Annotated in this window: 20 protein-coding genes and 1 pseudogene; 11 read left to right on the top strand and 10 right to left on the bottom strand. The window is 41.5% G+C overall.

Going from position 1 to position 19939, the window contains the following annotated elements; genetic code table 11:
- Window positions 1–93: 93 nt before the first annotated feature.
- From NLP_RS21570 to NLP_RS21560, 3 genes are all read left to right on the top strand, one after another.
- Complete coding sequence (locus NLP_RS21570; RefSeq protein WP_104908158.1) at window positions 94–813, top strand: SnoaL-like polyketide cyclase; 720 nt, start codon at window positions 94–96, stop codon at window positions 811–813.
- A gap of 61 nt (window positions 814–874) precedes the next feature.
- Window positions 875–1204 carry an MgPME-cyclase complex family protein gene (locus NLP_RS21565; RefSeq protein WP_104909969.1) on the top strand — a complete coding sequence of 110 codons (330 nt, stop codon included), beginning with the start codon at window positions 875–877 and terminating at the stop codon, window positions 1202–1204.
- Window positions 1205–1401: 197 nt separating this feature from the next.
- Window positions 1402–2055 carry a hypothetical protein gene (locus NLP_RS21560; RefSeq protein ID WP_104908157.1) on the top strand — a complete coding sequence of 218 codons (654 nt, stop codon included), beginning with the start codon at window positions 1402–1404 and terminating at the stop codon, window positions 2053–2055.
- Window positions 2056–2350: 295 nt separating this feature from the next.
- Here NLP_RS21560 and NLP_RS21555 read toward each other — a convergent pair whose 3' ends face one another.
- The 3 genes from NLP_RS21555 to folD form a co-directional block, all read right to left on the bottom strand.
- Window positions 2351–2806 carry a divergent PAP2 family protein gene (locus tag NLP_RS21555; protein WP_104908156.1) on the bottom strand — a complete coding sequence of 152 codons (456 nt, stop codon included), beginning with the start codon at window positions 2804–2806 and terminating at the stop codon, window positions 2351–2353.
- Window positions 2807–3079: 273 nt separating this feature from the next.
- Window positions 3080–4012: a geranylgeranyl diphosphate synthase CrtE gene (gene crtE, locus NLP_RS21550; RefSeq protein ID WP_104908155.1), complete on the bottom strand. Its 933-nt coding sequence runs from the start codon at window positions 4010–4012 to the stop codon at window positions 3080–3082.
- A 157-nt stretch (window positions 4013–4169) separates the two neighbouring features.
- Complete coding sequence (gene folD, locus NLP_RS21545) at window positions 4170–5057, bottom strand: bifunctional methylenetetrahydrofolate dehydrogenase/methenyltetrahydrofolate cyclohydrolase FolD (RefSeq protein ID WP_104908154.1); 888 nt, start codon at window positions 5055–5057, stop codon at window positions 4170–4172.
- Between the two features lie 277 nt (window positions 5058–5334).
- Between folD and NLP_RS21540 the strand changes: the two genes are divergently transcribed.
- The 5 genes from NLP_RS21540 (at window position 5335) to NLP_RS21520 (ending at window position 8982) form a co-directional block, all read left to right on the top strand.
- Window positions 5335–5781 (top strand): hypothetical protein, encoded by a 447-nt coding sequence (locus tag NLP_RS21540; protein WP_234017014.1) that lies wholly within the window; start codon window positions 5335–5337, stop codon window positions 5779–5781.
- Window positions 5782–5802: 21 nt separating this feature from the next.
- Window positions 5803–6237 (top strand): NUDIX hydrolase, encoded by a 435-nt coding sequence (locus tag NLP_RS21535; RefSeq protein ID WP_104908153.1) that lies wholly within the window; start codon window positions 5803–5805, stop codon window positions 6235–6237.
- 106 nt (window positions 6238–6343) lie between these two features.
- A complete protein-coding gene (locus tag NLP_RS21530) occupies window positions 6344–7447 on the top strand; it encodes an AI-2E family transporter (protein ID WP_104908152.1) in 1104 nt (367 codons plus the stop codon).
- Between the two features lie 341 nt (window positions 7448–7788).
- A complete protein-coding gene (locus NLP_RS21525) occupies window positions 7789–8535 on the top strand; it encodes a hypothetical protein (RefSeq protein WP_104908151.1) in 747 nt (248 codons plus the stop codon).
- A 9-nt stretch (window positions 8536–8544) separates the two neighbouring features.
- Window positions 8545–8982 carry a DUF4231 domain-containing protein gene (locus NLP_RS21520; RefSeq protein WP_234017013.1) on the top strand — a complete coding sequence of 146 codons (438 nt, stop codon included), beginning with the start codon at window positions 8545–8547 and terminating at the stop codon, window positions 8980–8982.
- A 268-nt stretch (window positions 8983–9250) separates the two neighbouring features.
- On the opposite strand, the gene NLP_RS21515 is transcribed toward NLP_RS21520, so the two are convergent.
- The 5 genes from NLP_RS21515 to NLP_RS21495 all read right to left on the bottom strand — a co-directional run bounded on the left by NLP_RS21515 (window position 9251) and on the right by NLP_RS21495 (window position 14130).
- Complete coding sequence (locus tag NLP_RS21515) at window positions 9251–9985, bottom strand: HAD family hydrolase (protein ID WP_104908150.1); 735 nt, start codon at window positions 9983–9985, stop codon at window positions 9251–9253.
- Window positions 9986–10116: 131 nt separating this feature from the next.
- The gene (locus tag NLP_RS21510; RefSeq protein ID WP_104908149.1) at window positions 10117–11301 is read right to left on the bottom strand and encodes a 30S ribosomal protein S1; all 1185 of its coding nucleotides are present in this window, start codon (window positions 11299–11301) and stop codon (window positions 10117–10119) included.
- 294 nt (window positions 11302–11595) lie between these two features.
- Entirely contained in the window at window positions 11596–11703 is a 108-nt protein-coding gene (locus tag NLP_RS21505; protein WP_084227385.1) for a photosystem II reaction center protein T, read from the bottom strand.
- Between the two features lie 111 nt (window positions 11704–11814).
- On the bottom strand, window positions 11815–13344 hold the full coding sequence (gene psbB / locus NLP_RS21500) for a photosystem II chlorophyll-binding protein CP47 (protein WP_104908148.1): 1530 nt from the start codon (window positions 13342–13344) through the stop codon (window positions 11815–11817).
- Window positions 13345–13803: 459 nt separating this feature from the next.
- Entirely contained in the window at window positions 13804–14130 is a 327-nt protein-coding gene (locus NLP_RS21495; protein ID WP_104908147.1) for a hypothetical protein, read from the bottom strand.
- Between the two features lie 643 nt (window positions 14131–14773).
- On the opposite strand from NLP_RS21495, the gene NLP_RS21490 reads away from it, so the two are divergent.
- Entirely contained in the window at window positions 14774–16426 is a 1653-nt protein-coding gene (locus NLP_RS21490) for an ABC transporter substrate-binding protein (RefSeq protein ID WP_104909967.1), read from the top strand.
- Window positions 16427–16576: 150 nt separating this feature from the next.
- A complete protein-coding gene (locus NLP_RS21485) occupies window positions 16577–17602 on the top strand; it encodes an ABC transporter permease (RefSeq protein WP_104909966.1) in 1026 nt (341 codons plus the stop codon).
- A gap of 16 nt (window positions 17603–17618) precedes the next feature.
- Here the strand turns inward: NLP_RS21485 and NLP_RS21480 are convergent, their stop codons facing one another.
- A complete protein-coding gene (locus NLP_RS21480) occupies window positions 17619–18224 on the bottom strand; it encodes a hypothetical protein (protein ID WP_104908146.1) in 606 nt (201 codons plus the stop codon).
- Window positions 18225–18479: 255 nt separating this feature from the next.
- Between NLP_RS21480 and NLP_RS21475 the strand changes: the two are divergent.
- A pseudogene (locus NLP_RS21475) lies at window positions 18480–18623 on the top strand (ABC transporter permease); the annotation flags it as partial.
- A 102-nt stretch (window positions 18624–18725) separates the two neighbouring features.
- Here the strand turns inward: NLP_RS21475 and NLP_RS21470 are convergent.
- Window positions 18726–19424 carry an energy transducer TonB gene (locus tag NLP_RS21470; RefSeq protein ID WP_104908145.1) on the bottom strand — a complete coding sequence of 233 codons (699 nt, stop codon included), beginning with the start codon at window positions 19422–19424 and terminating at the stop codon, window positions 18726–18728.
- Window positions 19425–19939 lie beyond the last annotated feature (515 nt).

Below are 19939 nucleotides of genomic sequence, written 5' to 3'. Positions count from 1 at the left end.
AAGAGAACGAAACTATAATCTGTAACCTCATAACAGAGGGGTTGTCACTGCGCAAATCTAGAAATTGGGATCAAATCTTCAGCAAAAACTTCTATGAGCGCAACACAATCTAACAACCTGCCACTTTGGGTACAGGATCGGGATAAGGTGATAGCAGAAAGCACTGATGTCGAGTGGCGTTATCAGACACCGCCTGATTATTCCCGTTCAAATGAGAATCTTGCTAAAGAAAGTACCTACAATCATCTTGAAGGAACACTGGAAGCGATCGTACAAAACTTGGTGCGAACCTTTGAGATGGAGGTATCATTCAAAGCTAACCCGCAAGAGTGGTTATCTATTGTTAATGAACAGTTTCGCGTCAGTACCAATGGTGGAGTAGAGTACACAGCAGCAGATGTATCAGCCCAAGGTACTTACAATTTATTTATGGCTGATTCAGAGCATTACAAGGCTTCAGAAGAAAGCTTTGAATCATCCGCAAAAGTCTTTCACACAACATTTCCCCAAGGATTTCCTTGGGAAGTGGTGGAAGTTTTCTCAGGGCCACCGAATGTAACATTTAAATGGCGGCATTGGGGACATTTTAACGGAGAATACAAAGACCATGCACCTACTGAAGAGACGCTAGAAATTATTGGCATGACTATTGCAAAAGTTACCGATGACTTGAAACTTATTTCCTTAGAACACTACTTTGACAATAATCTGTTCTTGGAAAAGCTAACATCTGGTGGCAAACAGATAAAATCTGAAAACCAGAAAAGTGCTTGTCCGTTTAGTTCTTGGTTCAAGAAATCTCAAAAAAGTTAGATTGTAAGGGTACAGAGTCACTGTGCCCTTAAATTATTCACATAGCAACCAAAGGATGAAAATGCAAACATACCATTACGTTTTGGCAAGTCAACGCTTTCTTCTCCAAGAAGAACCGATACACGAAGTTCTCAAAGAACGCATCCGAAACTACCACGAACAAGAAAAACAAATAGATTTTTGGTTGGTTGAGCAACCAGCTTTTTTGGAAACACCACAGTTTAAACAGTTAAAGGCAAAGTGTCCCCAACCAGCAGTAGCAATTATTTCTACAAATCCTCAATTTATTACTTGGTTAAAACTGCGTTTAGAGTACGTCATTACTGGAGAATTCCAGGCTCCTTCTGAGGCAATACCAGATGCTTTAGCATCGTTAGCTACTGTATCTTAGGCATAGCGCATTGGGCATGGGGCATTGGTTATTTTCCTTGTCCCCTTGTCGCCCCATTCTCCACTCCCTAATTTTATTTTTGAGTAACAAAATATATTTTTTGACACATATTTCATCACCATACTGAAGTAGCTAGGTTTTCAGCTTTTTTCTTATAAAATCTTCTAAGACACCTTAATTTACATAATCTAACTTTTGTGCATAGATTTCAGACTTTACCAAGTGTTTTAGGATTAGCGATTGCAGGGTTGATTGGTGGCATGAGTTCTGTACTTGCTCAAAAAACCATTCCCTCTTGTCAACCACCAAATGCAGGTGAGTATCTTTTATTAGTAGTCAGTCCCACAGCAAATAATCAAAAGCAGTTACGTAGCGCCTTACCACCTGAACTTAAAACTATCACCTGTAAATATCTCAACGAAACCGTGACACGAGTCGGGGGCTTTAACAAAATTGACGATGCCAATCGTTGGGCAAGATATGTCAGCAACATTGTTGGCTTGTCTGCCATCATTACCACTCGACCAACAACAACGGCAGATGTACAGCCACAGTCACAGCCAAAACCACCTCAGCAGACAGTCAGTTATAATCCTCAAGCATTAGGAGAAGGTTATGCAGTACTGGTAGATTATTACAACCGTCCAGAACTAGTAAATAGTGTGCAGCAAGTGGTCGGAGGTAACGTCGGTTTTGTTTCGTATGGACAACGCCCTTACTTGCTAGCAGTTTATACCACTAACCAAAGTGAAGCTTATAATACATTGCAAAAACTAAACAATGGCGGTTTCGTTGCCAGCCTAGTAGATAGTCGTAAAGTGATTCTGCTGCGCTCGACTGTGCGGTTTTAGTGATATTAAGTTCACTGGCATCCTGATGCAACGTACCAGATTGGTAATTTGTCAATTGACGGAATTTTAGATTTTAAATTTTGGATTTTAAATTCAAAATTTAAAAAGGTTTTAAGCGAACATATTTATTTATATTCGCTCTGTGAGAAACAAGTTATTTGGAATAAATCCTTTCACCCTTAATCCCCTGAATTTATTCACGGGGTAAATCTAAAATCGAAAATTAAAATTTGATTGACAAATTACCAGTTATTAATTATCAATAGCCGCTCAAACAAAGATTTATTGCCCTAGTTCAATAAGCAGACCTAGCTAACCAATAAATGGTTATACCCAAAGCCGACCCAGCGATTACCTGAACTGGTGTATGTCCGAGTAATTCTTTGAGACGGTCTTGGCTAAAATCTGGTTTCTCATGAAATAATTCATCAATCATTTGATTGAGAATACGAGCTTGTTTACCAGCTGCTTGACGAACTCCGGCTGCATCATACATGACAATGATCGCAAAAACGCTCGCAACAGCAAAATCAGGAGATGCCCAACCCAGTGTTTGCCCTACACCAGCGGCTAGAGCCGTAACCAGAGCCGAATGAGCACTGGGCATACCTCCAGTTGTCACCAAAACACGCACATTCAGTTTGCGATTTTTGACGATCTCAACCACGAGCTTTAATGCTTGAGCAATTAAACAAGCTACCAGAGCAACCAGCAGCACCCGGTTGTCTAAAATGTTGCCTATGTCCTGCATGGTATTTTGGTTAGGTTAGTAAATATTAGCAGCAGTTGTTGGTTGAGGAAACATTTAGATTCAACCCAAAATTCCCAAATTAATCTATCACGTTGGAAAAAGACCAACGATTCAAAATAATCTAAAAGCTTATTTGATCAGCTTTTATAATTTTGAATCAGTGAATTTTTAATTTTGCTGGGCAGTAGTAGTACAGTATGGTGTAAATAAACTACCCATTCTCAATTAATGAAACGCTTGTGGTCTAGGAATTACGAATTACCCAAAGCGTTATTAGTTATTACGGCTGGTAATAAAATGAGCAAGCGCTTGGAGTGGTTTGGCTCTGTCTCCAAATGGTTCTAATTCCACACAAGCTGCTTTAACTAGCTCTTGGGCTTTTGAGCGCGATTCCTCAAGTCCCCAAAGGCTAGGATAGGTGACTTTCTGGGCTTTTTGGTCTTTGCCAGCTGTTTTACCTAATTGCTCTTGGGTAGAAGTGATATCCAGAATATCATCAATGATTTGGAATGCTAGCCCAATATTTTGAGCATAACGGGTTAGCCGCTGCACATCTTCAGATGATGCATTAGTTATCAGCCCGCCACAAACTACGCAAGCTTCTAAAAGGGCGGCTGTTTTGTGTTTATGAATGAAATTTAGGGTTTCTAAGGAAATATCAGATTTACCTTCCGACTCCAAATCTACAATTTGACCGCCGACCAAACCACCTGCCCCCAATGCTCGACCAAGACGAGCAATAACCTGCAAGACTATCTCTCTCTTAACGCTTTGGGGGGTTTGAATGGCAACAGACTCAAAAGCAAGAGCCAATAAGCCATCTCCAGCCAAAATCGCTACATCTTCACCATAGACTTTATGATTCGTCAGCTTGCCACGACGATAATCGTCATTATCCATCGCTGGGAGGTCGTCATGAATCAACGACATTGTGTGGATCATCTCCACAGCACAAGCTGTTGGCATGGCCATCTCAATGGTTCCACCCATCATTTCACAGGTGGCAAGGCAAAGAATGGGACGTACACGCTTACCTCCAGCTAATAACGAGTAGCGCATCGCCTCATAAATCTTTTCTGGATAAATGACCGGGATAGACTGATCCAAAGCATTATCACAAAGCTTTTGTCGCTCTTTTAGATAGGCTGCTAAGTTAAATGTGGTTTCCTCTGGTGGTGTCTTTTGCACGTTATCAGTTGCTACCATTCTTTAATTCCTGACATTTTGCGATTTTTGCCTTATACGTCACAATTTTAAGGTGCTGTGGCGCTGAAAAAAATGAAAAGTTAGCAGCAGAGAGGCGATTAATCGCGTCTTTACAAAATTTAGGAGTTAAGAGTTATTAAGAATAACTTTTAACTCTTCACTCTCTTTCTTCTTTTGCGGCTCTGGAATAGCTAGCAAATGTATTTTCCAACAATATGGCAACAGTCATCGGGCCAACACCACCAGGAACTGGGGTGATAAATCCTGCTACATCAGCAGTTGATTCAAAATGCACATCGCCAATCAGGCGACTTTTGCCATTAGCATCGGTGACGCGATTCATCCCCACATCTACCACAACAGCGCCCGGTTTCACCATCTCAGCAGAGATCAATCCGGGACGACCTACTGCTGCAATTAGAATATCAGCATTTTGGGTGATGGTTTTTAGGTCATGCGATCGCGAGTGAGCGATCGTGACTGTAGCATCAGCTTCTAATAGCATCAGCGCCATCGGTTTACCCACCAAAATACTGCGCCCCACTACTACTGCCTGTTTTCCCTGCAAAGGAATCTCATATTCTTGTAAAAGCCGCATCACACCAGCCGGGGTACAGCTACGTAAACCGCTTTCTCCCCGTACTAGTCGCCCCAAGTTAACTGGGTGCAGTCCATCAGCATCTTTATTGGGATCGATTTGATGTAGAAGAGTTACAGCATCCAGGTGGTTAGGTAAGGGCAACTGTACAAGAATGCCATCAACTCTTTCATCGTGGTTGAGTGCAGCAATTACCTCTTCTAACTCCCCAAGGGTAGTTTGGGCAGGAAAATGCTTACCAAAAGAAGCGATCCCAACTTTAGCGCAGGCTTTTTCTTTATTGCGTACATAAGCGGCTGACGCTGGGTTATCACCAACCATCAACACTGCTAAACCAGGTGGTCGTCCAATTTTTGGTTGTAATTGTGTAATCGCAACAGAAAGTTCTTGCAGAATTTTTGCTGCTATTGCTTTCCCATCTAGGAGTTTGGCAGTTTTTGTTTCCATGAAAATCCCCAGCTATGTTCGCTTGTTGTCCAAAGTCCAAAATGAAAATATTGATTCTTGAGTCTTGACTTTCGACTACTATTATGTTGCTGTTTGATGTCGTAGCGTTTGTCTCACAGTAAATCCATAATGTTTATTTTCTCAGATCAACGGCATCATCTGAAGAATAAAGGATTGGAAGAGTGAGGAGATGAGGAACAGAGGAAGCAGGGGAGAAGTTGCAGTAAATCTTTTCCCCTTTGCCCATCCTTACCTCTGCCTCTTGTGCCCAATGCCCATGCCTAAAATAAATAAATCGGTGGCTTTGATGCGACAAACGAGAAATTTTTCCCTTTCATTTTTATACGGACACAGTATTGTTCCTTACCGTTTGGGGTTGATTTTTTTTCTGATAGCAGGACTTTGTAGTTGTGGTAACTTGACATCACCTGGCTTGCGTGGGGCTGGCTTGAAAATTGGGACAAATGTCACTCCAATTGGAGAAATTAAACCAAAACAAGACAATCAGGCTATAGTTTACATCCAAGGCCAGGTAGAAAAGCAAGCTCCCCTGATCAAACAGTGGGCTTATAAAATTAAGGACTCAACGGGTAAAATTTGGGTTGTCACCAATCAAAAAAATCTGGGTGAAGGTTCAGAAGTTGTAATTAAGGGTAAAGTTCGCTACCGAAGTATTCCCTTAGCTGGCAAAGAATTGGGGGAAGTTTATTTAGAAGAAGAATAATCAGCAATTAAAAATGAAGATATGAACAATCAACAGGTGCACGTTGCGATCGCAATTCTCTACCAGAAAGACAAGTTTCTCATGCAACTGCGTGACAACATCCCTGGTATTCTCTACCCTGGTTACTGGGCGCTGTTTGGCGGTCACATCGAACCTGGTGAAACGCCAGATGTAGCGGTAAAACGAGAAATTTTAGAAGAAATCGGCTACAATTTACCATCCTTTGTTGAATTTGGTTGTTATCCCAACGAAAGGGTTGTCCGTCATGTCTTTCATGCACCACTCTTGGTGGAATTAAATCAACTGGTTCTGAATGAGGGCTGGGATATGGCGTTATTTACGCTAAAAGAGATTCGCCAAGGTAACTGTTATTCACAAAATGCTGGTAAAGTGCGACCTTTAGGGGCAATGCATCAGAAAATTATGTTGGATTTTATTGAGAAAAATCCAACATAATTTGGGCATTGAGCATAGTTACGATCTTGTCCCCCCTCATTCTCCATTCTTCACATCTCTAGAAGCCAAAATAAAGTTAGAACGAACTCTTATGGGGTCATCACTAATGCAATCAGCAAACAAACTGCCGCGATGGTTAACTATAGGATTGGCCTTTCCCATTGCCATTCTTAACGGCTGGCTATTGCTCCAGTTTATACAGTATTTTCAACCCTTAGTTAGCATTATTGCTGCCGCCATCCTGCTAGCTTTTGTCTTGAACTATCCAATCCAGTTTCTCCAAGAACAAGGGGTGAAACCCAACTTAGCGATCGGGGGAGTGTTGCTTTTGACTCTGGTGATTTTAGTAGCTTTAGGCATCACCTTGGTTCCCCTGATTATTCAACAGCTTGTTGAACTGGCTAATATTTTGCCCAGTTGGATTGATTCTGGTACTCAGCAGTTGCAAGCTTTTCAAGATTGGGCGTTAAGTCAACAGCAACTTCCGATTAATTTAAGTGGTTTATTTACCCAAGTTCTGGAACAATTATCTAACCAACTTCAGTCCTTCACTGGTAAAATTCTTAGTTTTGCTGTCGATACCATTGGTAGTGTCCTCAATGTGTTGCTGGCAGTAGTGTTAACTATCTACCTAATATTGAATGGTGAACGTCTTTGGGACGGAATTTTTCAGTGGTTTCCCCCTAATATTGGGTTAAGAGTACGGGAATTACTGCAAGAAGATTTCCACAATTACTTCATCGGTCAAGCAACATTGGGAGCGGTGTTAGGGGTGACAATTACACTAGTGTTTTTAGCCCTGCAAGTTCCCCTAGCTTTACTTTTTGGCATCGGTATTGGCTTATTTTCACTCTTCCCCTTTGGTACGGGAGTCGGTATTGCCATAGTAAGTTTGCTGGTAGCGCTGCAAAATTTTTGGTTAGGGGTGGAAGTCTTAGGTGTAGCTGTTGCGATCGACCAAGTTAATTCTAATATTATTGCACCTCGAATTCTCGGTAATTTGACTGGTTTAAATCCTGTGTGGGTGGTGATTTCTTTATTGCTGGGTGCAAAGTTGGGAGGAGTACTGGGTTTATTAATTGCGATCCCTATAGCTAGTTTTATCAAGGATATAACAGATAGCTGGCAGGCTGGAGAGTTTAATAAGATAGAGGATATAAAGTCAGAATCTGTGACAGTAAAAAGTGAGAGAGCAGGAACTTATAGCTAAAGTTTCATCATTGAGATTAACTGAAAAATTGGTGCGATAGTGCATACATAAACTGCAAAATCCTAATTTAAGATGTCAAAAAACAAGAAGCTATTACTTTGTGGATCAATAATTTTCCACAAAGAAAAATAATGGCAAAAAGCTGGAGCGTAGGAGTAGACAGATGTAGGCATTGCTATTTACATCTAAGCAAAAATCTGGTGAAACATTAATCAATGATAAACCCATACAAAAGCATTATAAAATTACTTTTCTTCAAGGAAATAATGGAATACAAGGCTTGCAGAACATGACTGCGAAGCTCTACGCCAGAAAACCTAAGCAGTCAGTATTTTGAAAAAATGAAAAGTTGTTTAAAACTTACCTTTGATAATGGGCAAACAGCATTAGCTACTCAAGTTGAGCAGCCAGAAGAATTGCCTTATGCTCTTGAGACAATAGGGCTGTGCGGTTCGCGCCCTGTTTTAGTAGTAGTGGGGGGTGCAAGTAACATCAGTGAAGCTGACTTTCTGCGTATTCAACGGTTGTTTGTGGAAGTTTTAGCCCCCATCGCCGAAAGTTTGGGGGCTTATGTCGTGGATGGGGGTACAGATGCAGGAATTATGCGAATGATGGGTACAGCTCGTACCCAAATAGGTGCTAAGTTCGCTTTAGTTGGTGTGACACCTGAAGGCAAAGTGGCTTTACCTAATCATTCGGAAACTGCTACTGATTTAATACCGTTAGAGCCAAACCATACTCATTTTATACTAGTTCCTGGGAAGAATTGGGGCGACGAGTCTCCTTGGATATCTTGTGTTGCCACTATGTTGGCTAATGATGCACCTTCGATAACAGTACTCTTGAACGGTGGTGAAATTACCTTTAAGGATGCTGTTTTTAGCGTTAATAGCGGCAGGGTAGTTCTTGTGATTGCTGGTAGTGGTAGAACCGCAGATATACTTGTAGATGCTTTGCGTGGAAAGGCTACTGATGAACGAGCCAAAAAGCTAGCTAAATCTGGTACATTACAATACATCGACTTAATCGAGATAGAGAAAGGAGTTGAGAATTTAGGCAAAGTAATTAAGGGGTTACTTTCTAATTAGGAGTAAAAAATGGCAAAAAAAGATAGTTATTACGAATTTTTAAAAGAAGATTTTAACAATTTATTTGCAGGTATTAACTTAGGTGATGTGCAAAAACATTTTTTGCGATCGCGCTGGTTAGACCAAGTACTCTGGATGGAAGGTAAGGCAAATTTCTCGCGCGATCGCCATTATTTTTTAAGAATAACAACTATTATTGGTGGTGTAATTCTCCCGGCATTGGTAAGTCTAAATATTAACACTAATTTCAAACCTAGCAATAGGGATATCATTATGTGGTCAACTTTTGGTTTGAGCCAAATAGTTGCTATTAGTGCTGCCATTGAAGAGTTTTTTCACTATGGAGAACGCTGGCGACACTATCGCCGAACAGTTGAATCTTTGAAAACCCAAGGATGGCAATTTTCGCAGTTGACCGGCCCTTATCGTATTTATCCAAGCCACTAGCAGGCATTTAATCTATTTGCAAGTCATGTAGAAGATATTATTCAGCGAGATGTGAAAATATATGCCACTCAAGTTGTACAAGAAAAGAAAGAAGAAAAACATAATCAGGAAGACAATATCCTTCTGCAAAATACAAAGCTCGCCAATTTAGAAGAGAAGAAAAACGAAGAATAAAATTGATTCAATAAACTCTCCCCTGTTAGATAAAAATATAATAACAGAAAACGCCCCAACTGCCGTTTTTTTAGTTCATCGAAACCAGATTAAATTAATCTTCTAAAATCTGGATTTCATCAAGTTGATTAATCACCACATCCGCACCTCGGACGTTATCTGACTTACCTACCCAAGTGATACCAATACAACCTGCGGCTTTAGCATTACGCGCCATTTGCATATCACCAACTGAATCACCCACCATCAAAGTAGCGTTCGGTTCAACTCCCAAAGCTTGGCAAGCTTGCAAAAATAGCACTGGATCTGGTTTACTCGGCCCTTCATCTACTCCCATTTCTAACTGGATATAATCGCTTAACTGGTGATTGGCTACAAAATTACGTACTTCTTCAGTTGTCGCAGCTGAGAGGATACCAAGTTTTAGTCCACCCTCCCGCAGGTACTTCAAAATTTCTAGGCTACCTACAAACAGTGGTGAAGGAGTTTGTCCAATGTATTTTTCCGCTTCATCCAAAGCTTGACGGGCTATTTTTAAGCACTCAAACCATCCTTTTCCTGTTTCGGCAATATATGCCGCAGCCGCAACTTCTGTTTCACGGCGGCTTGCTACTGATATTAAACCCGCAGGATCTAGAAAATTGCCATTGATGCCAAATGCCATTAATAGGGGTTCCCCAGTTCCAGGGATTTGAGCATCTATTAACCTCGTTGCTTTTTGTGCGAGCGATCGCAAATACGTTTCTGAATCTTCTAGAGTACCGTTTTTGTCAAACAAAATTGCCTGGATATTATCAAAAGTGATATTTCTACATTTAATGGTTGCCATAATATTTAATTTATAAATACTCCCAACTCTTCACTTTTACCGATTCTCCATATAAAAAAAGAGGGAAAAACCCTCTTTATAAAATGATTTGATACTCTTACTTAAAGACAAGTAAAACTATAAAAAATCTATTACTCTTCAATAGCTGCTGGAATTTCCTCTTCAGTTTCAGTCGCTGCTGGAATCTCTGTTTCAATTGCCGCAACTACTGGAATATCTTCTTCAAGTTCTGCTGCTGGTGGAATATCTTCTTCAAGTTCTGCTGCTGGTGGAACATCTTCTTCAAGTTCTGCTGCTGGTGGAATATCTTCTTCAAGTTCCGTTGCTGGTGGAACATCTTCTTCAAGTTCTGCTGCTGGTGGAATATCTTCTTCTGCAACAACTTCCGCAGGTGCAGCCGCAGCAGTAGCACCTTGCTGCTTGGCTAATAGCTGTTCGCGATACTTAGCAGCCATTTCTTCTGCCTTATCGTAGACCAAATCCCGGTTTTTAATCATGTCGCCGGGTTCGGGTTCTAGCTGCTTTGTAGATAGGGAAATGCGACCCCTTTCTGCATCCAAGTCAATGATCATAACTTTAACTTCATCATTGACATTGAACACGCTATGAGGTGTATCAATATGTTCGTGAGAAATCTCAGAAATATGCAGTAGACCACTGACGCCGCCAATGTCGATGAAAGCACCGTAGGGCTTTATCCCACGAACAGTACCAATTACTACTTCGCCGACTTCTAGGCGGTTCATCTTGCGCTCAACCAACGCCCGACGATGAGATAGAACGAGGCGATTACGTTCTTCGTCCACCTCTAAGAATTTTAACGGCAGATCCTCGCCTACCAATTCTTCTTTAGGTTTGCGGGTACTGATGTGGGAACCTGGGATAAAGCCACGTAATCCCTCAATCCGCACCAATGCTCCACCGCGATTGGTTGCAAACACGCCAGAACGCACAGTAGCATCTTCGGCTTGCAACTGTCGCACGCGTTCCCAAGCCCGCATATATTCAATACGGCGAATGGAAAGGGTTAATTGACCATCTTCATTTTCATCAGTAAGGATGAAAAATTCGCGCGTTTCGTTTGACTGTAATACTTCTTCCGGGCTATCCACCCGGTTAATAGACATTTCTTGTATGGGTATATATGCTGCGGTTTTAGCACCAATGTCAATCAGAGCGCCGCGCGGCTCTATACTGAAAACTGTTCCTGGCACAACATCGCCAGGGCTAAAATGATAATCGTATTTGTCAAGTAGAGCAGCGAAATCTTCGTGAGTGAATCCAATTTCTGTAGCGGTTAAATTCTGATTGACCATGCTGATTTGTTCCTGGTTCTAGTCTCCGTAAAGGTGGTGCGACAAGCTCGATGCGTTATGTAAGCAATTCTATGGCAGCTTACACAAAACATCCTTTTTCATCCTAGCGCAGAAAAGCTAGTATTAACACATATCTACTCCCAAGATTGGAAATTATATCACAATATAAAAATGATTTGTTATTTACTTAGTAATGAAAACCAACAAAGGACAAACATAATAATATCCGTTGCCACTATGCTTAGTAGCAACGGATATTAAGATTAAATCCGCTTAAAAGTCTGGGAATAGGATCTACTTATCTTTTGGTTTCTCAAAGCGAGGGGGTTCGCGAAATGCGATCGCAAAAAAGAGAGTACCTATACACAGAGTAAAAATCAAGATGTACGCAACGCTTTCCATATTACGATTTCCTCTCTATCCAGCCAGTAATTAAAGTTTTGAGTACTGAATCACTTGAGTGCTGAGTCAGAGTTTAACTCAGAACTTAGCACTCAGAACTCAGCACTGAAATTAAAGGGCTTCGTTGCGGCGGGTTGACTTATCACCCACTTTCTGAAACAGACCCCACTCAACTTGCTCTTCAAGATCCGCGTCAACACCAGCAAATACGTCTCGGTAGATTGTCCGAGCGCCATGCCAGAGATGACCAAAGAAGAACAGCAGAGCAAATACAGCGTGTCCAAAGGTAAACCAACCTCTAGGACTGGTGCGGAAAACACCATCAGAGTTCAAGGTTTCTCGGTCAAATTCAAAGATTTCACCGCCTTGAGCCTTACGGGCGTACTTCTTCACATCAGCTGGTTCTGTAAAGGTCTGACCATTCAGATTGCCACCGTAGAAACTAACGGTGACACCAGATTGCTCGAAGCTATATTTAGATTCTGCCCGACGGAAGGGAATGTCAGCGCGGACAATTCCATCGGCATCAGTCAAAATTACTGGGAAGGTTTCAAAGAAGTTGGGGAGACGACGCACGGTCAATTCCCGTCCTTCAGAATCTTTGAATACGGCGTGACCTTGCCAAGATTGGGCAATGCCATCACCTTTCACCATTGGCCCTGTACGGAATAGACCACCTTTCGCGGGGCTATTACCGACATAATCATAGAAAGCCAATTTTTCAGGAATCTGCGACCAAGCTTGCTCAAGGTTTACACCTTGGGCAACGTTTGTTTGGACGCGGCGCTGAATTTCTTGACGGAAGTAGTTCTGATCCCATTGATAGCGGGTGGGGCCAAACAATTCGATGGGAGTGGCGGCATTACCGTACCACATAGTACCAGCAACGACGAAAGCAGCAAAGAAGACTGCTGCAATACTGCTAGAAAGTACTGTTTCAATGTTCCCCATCCGTAGGGCTTTGTAGAGCCGTTCGGGGGGTCTAACTGTCAGGTGGAATAAGCCTGCAATAATACCAACAACACCAGCGGCAATGTGGTGAGCCGCAATGCCACCAGGGTTATAGGGGTTAAAACCATCTGGGCCCCATTCTGGTGCTACTGCCTGGGCCGCACCAGTTACACCATAAGCGTCAGAAACCCATATCCCCGGCCCAAATAGTCCGGTGACGTGAAAAGCACCAAATCCAAAACAAAGTAGACCAGATAAGAACAGGTGAATGCCAAACATTTTTGGCAAGTCGAGAGCCGGTTCACCAGTGCGGGGATCTCTAAAAAGTTCCAAATCCCAGTAAACCCAGTGCCATACGGCGGCTAGAAATAGCAGACCGGAAAGAACGATATGAGCGGCAGCAACGCCTTCAAATGACCAGAAGCCAGGATCGCTTGATGGGCCACCAGTAACGTTCCAACCACCCCAAGATTGAGTAACGCCCAAACGTGACATGAACGGCAAGACGAACATTCCTTGACGCCACATCGGATTGAGAACTGCATCGCTAGGGTCAAAAACAGCCAGTTCGTAGAGTGCCATCGAACCAGCCCAGCCTGCGACTAAGGCTGTGTGCATTAAGTGTACAGAAATCAGTCGCCCTGGATCATTCAGAACGACTGTATGTACTCGGTACCAGGGTAGTCCCATTGACTACGCTCCTCCTCGATAAGTTAGTTTACAAAGCAATTTTCTTACTGAGCTTCTAAGAGACGAAAATCGCCACTCAGAAAACTCTCTTGTTTTTTTGTTATTGCCAGAGCCATAGTTTTACCACAGCTTAGTCTTAATAAATCAGACAACGTGGGTGCTTTGGCAATGCTTACTCGCTTCGGGAGGTTTACCTATGTAGGGTAGCCATCGCCAAGCAAAAATGAGAATGTTTTAAAAAGTGTAACTATTGATGGAATTGTTTGCAAGCGTGTAAATTGATGCAATCGCGTAGCATATCCAAGTTTTTTCGCTACCAATACCCGTCGAGGATTAAATTTGCTTATCTTTTCTTTACGATGAGTGGGGAGAAGGGGAGCAGGGGAGCAGAGAAGTTGTAGTAAGTTTTATCCCCTCTGCCCCTTTGCACCTCTGCCTCTTGTGCCCCATGCCCAATCTTTACTGAACCACCAACTGGATATTTTGCAGTTGACACTTCGCCTCAGCTGTACTTAGGCGTTCGATTACTTGTTCGGCGCTCATCAGACGCTTGAGTACTACTTGACCGATGGTCTGACTGGCAATTACTGGTGTTGTTGGCTTGACTTCCACGGTTAAAACGGCTTCTTCTACTCGATAAAGCCAGAGCAATTCATTTTCTTCGACTAAACAAATATTCATTCGCTGAATATCTGGTTGGCGTCGCCATGCAGTTATTTGCCAAAGTCCATCAGATGCCCAGACTCTTGCAACTGCCCATCCCTCAGATAGAAAGAAATACTTCACGGTCTTAGTCTCACTATTAGACTTTCAATCTGCTGTTAACGATATCGCGATCGCTTTAGTCGCTGATGTTCAAACACTCTTCTTTTTGAAAATACAGCCGATCTTGACGATAAAACGCTTTATCATCGGTGTCTGTGCCCAAGCAGCAATAGGTAAAATTTCAACGTACATTACTTGGGCTAAGGTCAAAGCTTAACAAGACCTAATTTTCTTATTAACTAGGAATTTACGACAATTTTAGCCAATGTTGAAAATTTTAATTAAATAAAAACTTTTCAGTACTTAACAAGTATTAAATTGAAAAATTTCAAATTATGTATTTTCTCAATGATTTTTTGTAACAAAATAGTGCGTAGGCGTAGCCTGTCGTAGACATTGCACAGTCGCAAGAAACTTAATTATGAAGTTGAGTATCCGCCACAATTTTTTGATTTAGACGGCTACGGAGTCATAATGTCAAGTCGAATTCTCTATCATTTAGCTGTACCAGTTATACTTTTACGTCTAACTACTTAGCTTTAGGCTTTGCCAACCAAAGCCCGCGTTCCATCGAAACAAGAACTACTATAAATTGTGAAGATTCAGCACAAGAGTCACAAATGTAGTAAGATTGCTGACCGCTGATATGAAATATATTATTGCTATGACCTGGTTTTCCTTGTTCGTGAAACGGTGGGGTCGGATTACACAATTCCTATCTTTGTTCTATTTATGTTTATTTTTGGTTGTTAGTTGTGCTCCTCGTCCACAGTCAACTACGCCACCATCAGGTTCTGTAAATACCGCTACAGGTGATGGACGTATTACTATCGGTACAACAGCCAAGCCAAGAACCCTCGATCCGGCTGATGCTTATGAGTTAGCATCTTTAGGTTTGGTGTTTAATATGAGCGATCGCCTCTACAACTACGAATCAGGAAGCACCGAAATTAAGCCCCAACTAGCTACAGCATTACCTAAAGTCAGTCAAGATGGCTTAACTTATACCATCCCCTTACGTCAGGGAGTAGTTTTTCATGATGGGACTCCCTTCAACGCTCAAGCAATGGCTTTTACCATCCAGCGCTTTATTGAAAATAAAGGAAAACCCTCATTCTTACTAGCTGATCTAGTAGATTCAATAAAACCTACAAGCGAGTATGAGTTGACAATCAAGCTGAAAAAGTCCTTTGCAGCTTTTCCCTCACTGTTGGCATTTCCTGGAGTGTGTGCCGTTTCACCAAAAGCTTATGAAGTCGGCGCTGGTAGATTCAAGCCGAATATTTTTGTGGGAACTGGCCCTTATAAATTAGGACAGTATGGTACTGATTCCATCCGATTTGATCTGTTTGATAAATATTGGGGAGAAAAACCAGCTAACAAGGGTGTTAATCTCCAAATTCAAACTAGTCCGGTTAATTTGTTTAATGCTTTCCGTACAGGTGCAGTGGATGTAGCTTATCTGTCGCTACAGCCAGATCAAAATCGCAGCTTGGAAGAAGGTGGTAAAAAAGGGGATTGGCAAGCGATCGCGGCTGAAGGTAGTGTAGTAAGTTATTTGGTATTAAACCGGAATCAAAAGCCTTTAGATAAATTAGAGGTAAGACAAGCGATCGCCTCCATAATTGACCGTCCACTTTTAAATGAGCGAGTCTTACTTGGTCAAGCAGATCCGCTTTATAGCATGATTCCCACAACGTTTAAAGTTTCTGTGCCATTATTCAAAGATAAATATGGCGATGCTAACTTCGATCAAGCTAAAAAATTATTAACTACTGCTGGTTTCTCCAAAGAAAATCCCGCAAAAGTGCAAGTTTGGTATCCTTCTAGTTCACCTACTCGTAGTTTGGCAGCCCAGACACTCAAATCCCTTGTGGATGTCAAAATGGATGGAATACTGCAATTTGAAGTTACCCAAGCGGAAGGGCCCGCCTTCTTTAAAGACATTGCCAAGGGTTTGTATCCGGCAGCTTTACTTGATTGGTATCCAGACTTTTTAGATCCAGATAATTACGTCCAGCCATTTTTGTCTTGTGACAAAGGTTCAGTTGCTAAAGGATGCGAAGATGGAGGCAGTCAAACTCAGGGTTCGTTCTACTATAACGAAGCTATAAATAAACTGATTGATGGGCAACGCAAAGAACAAAACCCCGAAGCGCGTCAGAAAATTTTTACAGAAATTCAAACGCAAGTAACTACTGATGTACCTTATGTTCCTTTATGGCAAAACAAAGACTATGTATTTGCCCAAAAAGGTGTTAGTGGCGTAAAACTTAACCCTACCCAAATTTTGGTTTACCAGACACTTAAACAGTAGTCATTAGTCATTAGTCATTAGTCATTAGTAATAACTGTTGACCATTGGCTTTTGACTATTCAATAAAATATTTCATGTTTAATGTATATCTAATTGATAGCTAAAATAGTTCCCAAAAGTGCATTTTTAATTTTAAACTTTAAATTGTTTATGTCCCGTTCTAAAGCTTTACAATATTACATTGTTTCTCGGTTGCTTCTTGCGCCACTTCAGCTATTAACGATCATCACCATTGTATTTCTCTTACTAAGAGCAACACCAGGAGATCCAGCAGATGCAATTCTCGGTGGACGTGCGCCAGAAGCAGCTAAAGAAGAATTGCGAAAACAACTTGGTTTAAACCTTCCTTTGTGGCTACAGTACCTAAATTATTTGGGAAGCATACTGCACTTTGACTTGGGAACCTCTTTAATGAGTCGCGGACAGAATGTTTGGGACATAATTGGGCAATATTTCCCGGCGACGGTGGAGTTAGCAGTATGTAGTATGGCGGTTGCACTCATTGTCGGAATTGCGGTTGGGACTCTTTCGGCTTCTCGTCCTGGGACATATTTTGATGTCGGGGGGCGCTTATTTGGGATCATCACCTACGCACTTCCAATGTTTTGGGCGGGAATGCTTTTGCAGTTGATTTTCTCAGTCCAACTCGGTTGGTTTCCTAATTCCAATCGCTTTCCGCCCAATCTGCCGGCTCCCACTCCTGTGACTGGATTGTATACAATTGATAGCCTACTCGGTGGAAATTTCACCCAGTTTTTCGCATCTTTGCACCATCTTGCTCTACCAAGTCTCACGCTAGGAATTTTGCTCAGTGGAATTTTTGAGCGAATTGTGCGGGTGAATTTAAAGCAAACCTTGCAAGCAGATTATGTAGAAGCGGCTAGAGCTAGAGGTATTGGTGAAAATAAGATTTTAGCCTCTCACGCTTTAAAAAATGCTTTAATTCCAGTGATTACAGTCTTGGGATTAACCTTTGCGTCTCTGTTGGGTGGGGCGATTTTGACAGAGGTAACATTTTCTTGGCCTGGGTTAGCAAATCGATTGTATCAAGCGATCGCCGATCGCGATTATCCCACAGTCCAGGGAGTGCTAGTATTTTTTGGTGCGATCGTTGTGAGTGCAAGCATTTTAATTGATATTTTAAATGCTTATGTAGATCCGCGAATTCGATATTAAGCTGTTGGACATTTTATTAACCTTCTTGAGAAATACCACTGGCTAAAATACCAAGAATTTTATTCACATCTTTGAGATAATATTCGCTTAAATCAATGGTCAATGTTTGTTGTTGTAATTTGAGGAATTGCCAAATACTGCCCGTTGTGACTGCGCCGTAAATTGTTTTAATCTCAGTTGCAGCTTGCTCATTAAAAATTTGGGCTGCTACCATTTCTGCTGCACACTGACCCAAACCCCCATTAATATTTTCTTTTTTAGCTTCTACAACTGTAATTACTGGTGCTGTCAAAATTAGAATTTCTGGAGATTTAGTAATAATAAAATCGCAAGTGCCATTTAATCCTTTGCTATTATCGACAGTGAAATCTACTCCAGAAAATAAACCAATTTTTTCGTGTAATTGTCGGCGCAAGTCAACTAAAATTGGAGCAATAATCAACTCAGAACGAGCTTTTCCACTATTACTACCTAAAGCAATATCCAGATTATAATTGAGTGTTTCTACAAGTAAATTACTCGCTGTTAATTCAGGAGCAGTAGCGAAAATATCGCGTTTTTCTAATGTGGTTAAACTAAACTCTTGTTTTGCTTTAGCTAAACTAAACTCGCTGTAGACCATAGAACTACTACTCCGTTTAGTTTCTGGTTGGAGAATACACACTCAATGCACAAAAGCTTGATTCAAAGCATTGGTAACAAATTAAGGTCATTCTAGCACTGCTACTTTAGCTTGTTTGAGAATCTCTGAGCCTCCTCAAACACTGAATCAATTTTTTACTGGGAGATTTTACACTCTGAGATTGCGGAGAATTCGTTTCAGCTGATTTTAGTTGTTTAACTTGCTCAGGCTTTTTAATCGCTTGTGGCACTTGAGTCAAATCGATTATATCAAGCCATTAGCGATCGCGATTATCCGATAGTCCAGGGAGTGCTGGTATTTTTTGGTGCGATTATTTTGAGTGCCAGCATTTTGATTGATATTTTAAATGCTTATGTAGATATCCGAATTCGCTATTAAAAAATCTTATTTTGATTTACCCTACTTCTCCCAATTTGGGCTAGTTCAGTTTTCTGTTTGACTACTACCCCTACGCCTACGTTCTTCTGATTGAAGGTGACGTCATGAATCCGCTATGGCATATTCACTTGGTACTAACACTCCTTGTCTGCCACCAGATGCGGGTTTTAATTTCGAGTTACGTGCTTGTCTCAAAACTTCTTCATCCAAGTTGCGGTTTCCACTAGAGCGAATAAGGCGCACATTGGTGACATTGCCTTGAGCATCAGTATCTACCGCCATTTCTACTCTGCCTTCTATGCGTCTTCCTCTTGCTGACTCTGGATACTTACTACGGCATCCACCTTCTTGGCAAGCTGCACGACCATTACCTGAAGTGTTGATTTTTGGGGGTGTTGGCGCTGTCGCTACTGTTGAACGGTTTCCAGGTTGATCGGGACCAATGCCAGTTCCTGAACCTAAACCAACGATAGCATTAGAGGCACCAAGGTTATTTGACTGGACTGCACTACCACTAACACCGCTGCTCTGACGTGCTCTAGAATCTCTTAGCCTTCTCAAACACTGTGTTAATTTTTGACTATCAGGTTCTATAGTCTGAAACTGTGGAGAATTAGTTTCATTTGGTTTGAGTTGTTTAACTGGCTTAAACTTTTTTGTTGCTTCTATCGGTTCATATTTTTCAGAAGACAGTTGAAAAATATTACTTACCACTGGTAATACTACGGTAGTGTCTAACGCTAATGAACCAATGGGACTGTAAGCCAAAAAAACACTGACAGCAATATTATAAAAGCTCATAATCTATGCTACCTAACTATTTAGCAAGTTGCTAGTTAAGTGATATTGTACCTAGTTTTACAAACCTATCTTCGCAAACTCCGAGCAATTCAAGTAGAGTGGGCACTGCCTATCGTTCGCTCAAACCAATACGCTTGGTGTTAAGGCTAAAAACTAAAACTGGCGTAGGTTGGGGAGCCACTGCGCCCTTGCGTGCCGACAACTAAGCAAGTGGCGTTTGAGGAACGTAGACAGCCATGTGGGCAGCTTCCCGGAGGGGAACCCAACATTTGGTAAGGCTTATGCTCAACCCAACAAAGCTATTCTTCTTAAGGGACTTCCAAGGAATAAATTACTCAACAAAAACCAAAAGTCCAAATTTTAATCATAATGATAATCATTATGATAGGGGAAGAGGCGGTTGCCGTCGGCAACCGCCTCTTCCCCGCTCAATTATCAATGAAAAACTTTGCACTCTGTAGCAAATTTCAGATGCATAATCATAATTAGTATTGATAATTTTGGTAGCCTTAAAT

This window comes from Nostoc sp. 'Lobaria pulmonaria (5183) cyanobiont' (genome assembly GCF_002949795.1).
Taxonomy (GTDB): domain Bacteria; phylum Cyanobacteriota; class Cyanobacteriia; order Cyanobacteriales; family Nostocaceae; genus Nostoc.
This window is presented reverse-complemented; position numbering and strand designations above follow the sequence as displayed.

Bases quoted from the DNA above. Each gene is read 5' to 3' on its own strand.
- NLP_RS21525 (WP_104908151.1), top strand. From the start codon at position 7,789: ATGAAAAGTTGTTTAAAACTTACCTTTGATAATGGGCAAACAGCATTA.
- NLP_RS21490 (WP_104909967.1), top strand. From the start codon at position 14,774: ATGACCTGGTTTTCCTTGTTCGTGAAACGGTGGGGTCGGATTACACAA.
- NLP_RS21565 (WP_104909969.1), top strand. From the start codon at position 875: ATGCAAACATACCATTACGTTTTGGCAAGTCAACGCTTTCTTCTCCAA.
- NLP_RS21540 (WP_234017014.1), top strand. From the start codon at position 5,335: ATGCCTAAAATAAATAAATCGGTGGCTTTGATGCGACAAACGAGAAAT.
- NLP_RS21470 (WP_104908145.1), bottom strand. From the start codon at position 19,424: ATGAGCTTTTATAATATTGCTGTCAGTGTTTTTTTGGCTTACAGTCCC.
- NLP_RS21505 (WP_084227385.1), bottom strand. From the start codon at position 11,703: ATGGAAAGCGTTGCGTACATCTTGATTTTTACTCTGTGTATAGGTACT.
- NLP_RS21530 (WP_104908152.1), top strand. From the start codon at position 6,344: ATGCAATCAGCAAACAAACTGCCGCGATGGTTAACTATAGGATTGGCC.
- folD (WP_104908154.1), bottom strand. From the start codon at position 5,057: ATGGAAACAAAAACTGCCAAACTCCTAGATGGGAAAGCAATAGCAGCA.
- NLP_RS21520 (WP_234017013.1), top strand. From the start codon at position 8,545: ATGGCAAAAAAAGATAGTTATTACGAATTTTTAAAAGAAGATTTTAAC.
- NLP_RS21510 (WP_104908149.1), bottom strand. From the start codon at position 11,301: ATGGTCAATCAGAATTTAACCGCTACAGAAATTGGATTCACTCACGAA.
- psbB (WP_104908148.1), bottom strand. From the start codon at position 13,344: ATGGGACTACCCTGGTACCGAGTACATACAGTCGTTCTGAATGATCCA.
- NLP_RS21515 (WP_104908150.1), bottom strand. From the start codon at position 9,985: ATGGCAACCATTAAATGTAGAAATATCACTTTTGATAATATCCAGGCA.
- NLP_RS21570 (WP_104908158.1), top strand. From the start codon at position 94: ATGAGCGCAACACAATCTAACAACCTGCCACTTTGGGTACAGGATCGG.
- NLP_RS21485 (WP_104909966.1), top strand. From the start codon at position 16,577: ATGTCCCGTTCTAAAGCTTTACAATATTACATTGTTTCTCGGTTGCTT.
- crtE (WP_104908155.1), bottom strand. From the start codon at position 4,012: ATGGTAGCAACTGATAACGTGCAAAAGACACCACCAGAGGAAACCACA.
- NLP_RS21555 (WP_104908156.1), bottom strand. From the start codon at position 2,806: ATGCAGGACATAGGCAACATTTTAGACAACCGGGTGCTGCTGGTTGCT.
- NLP_RS21535 (WP_104908153.1), top strand. From the start codon at position 5,803: ATGAACAATCAACAGGTGCACGTTGCGATCGCAATTCTCTACCAGAAA.
- NLP_RS21480 (WP_104908146.1), bottom strand. From the start codon at position 18,224: ATGGTCTACAGCGAGTTTAGTTTAGCTAAAGCAAAACAAGAGTTTAGT.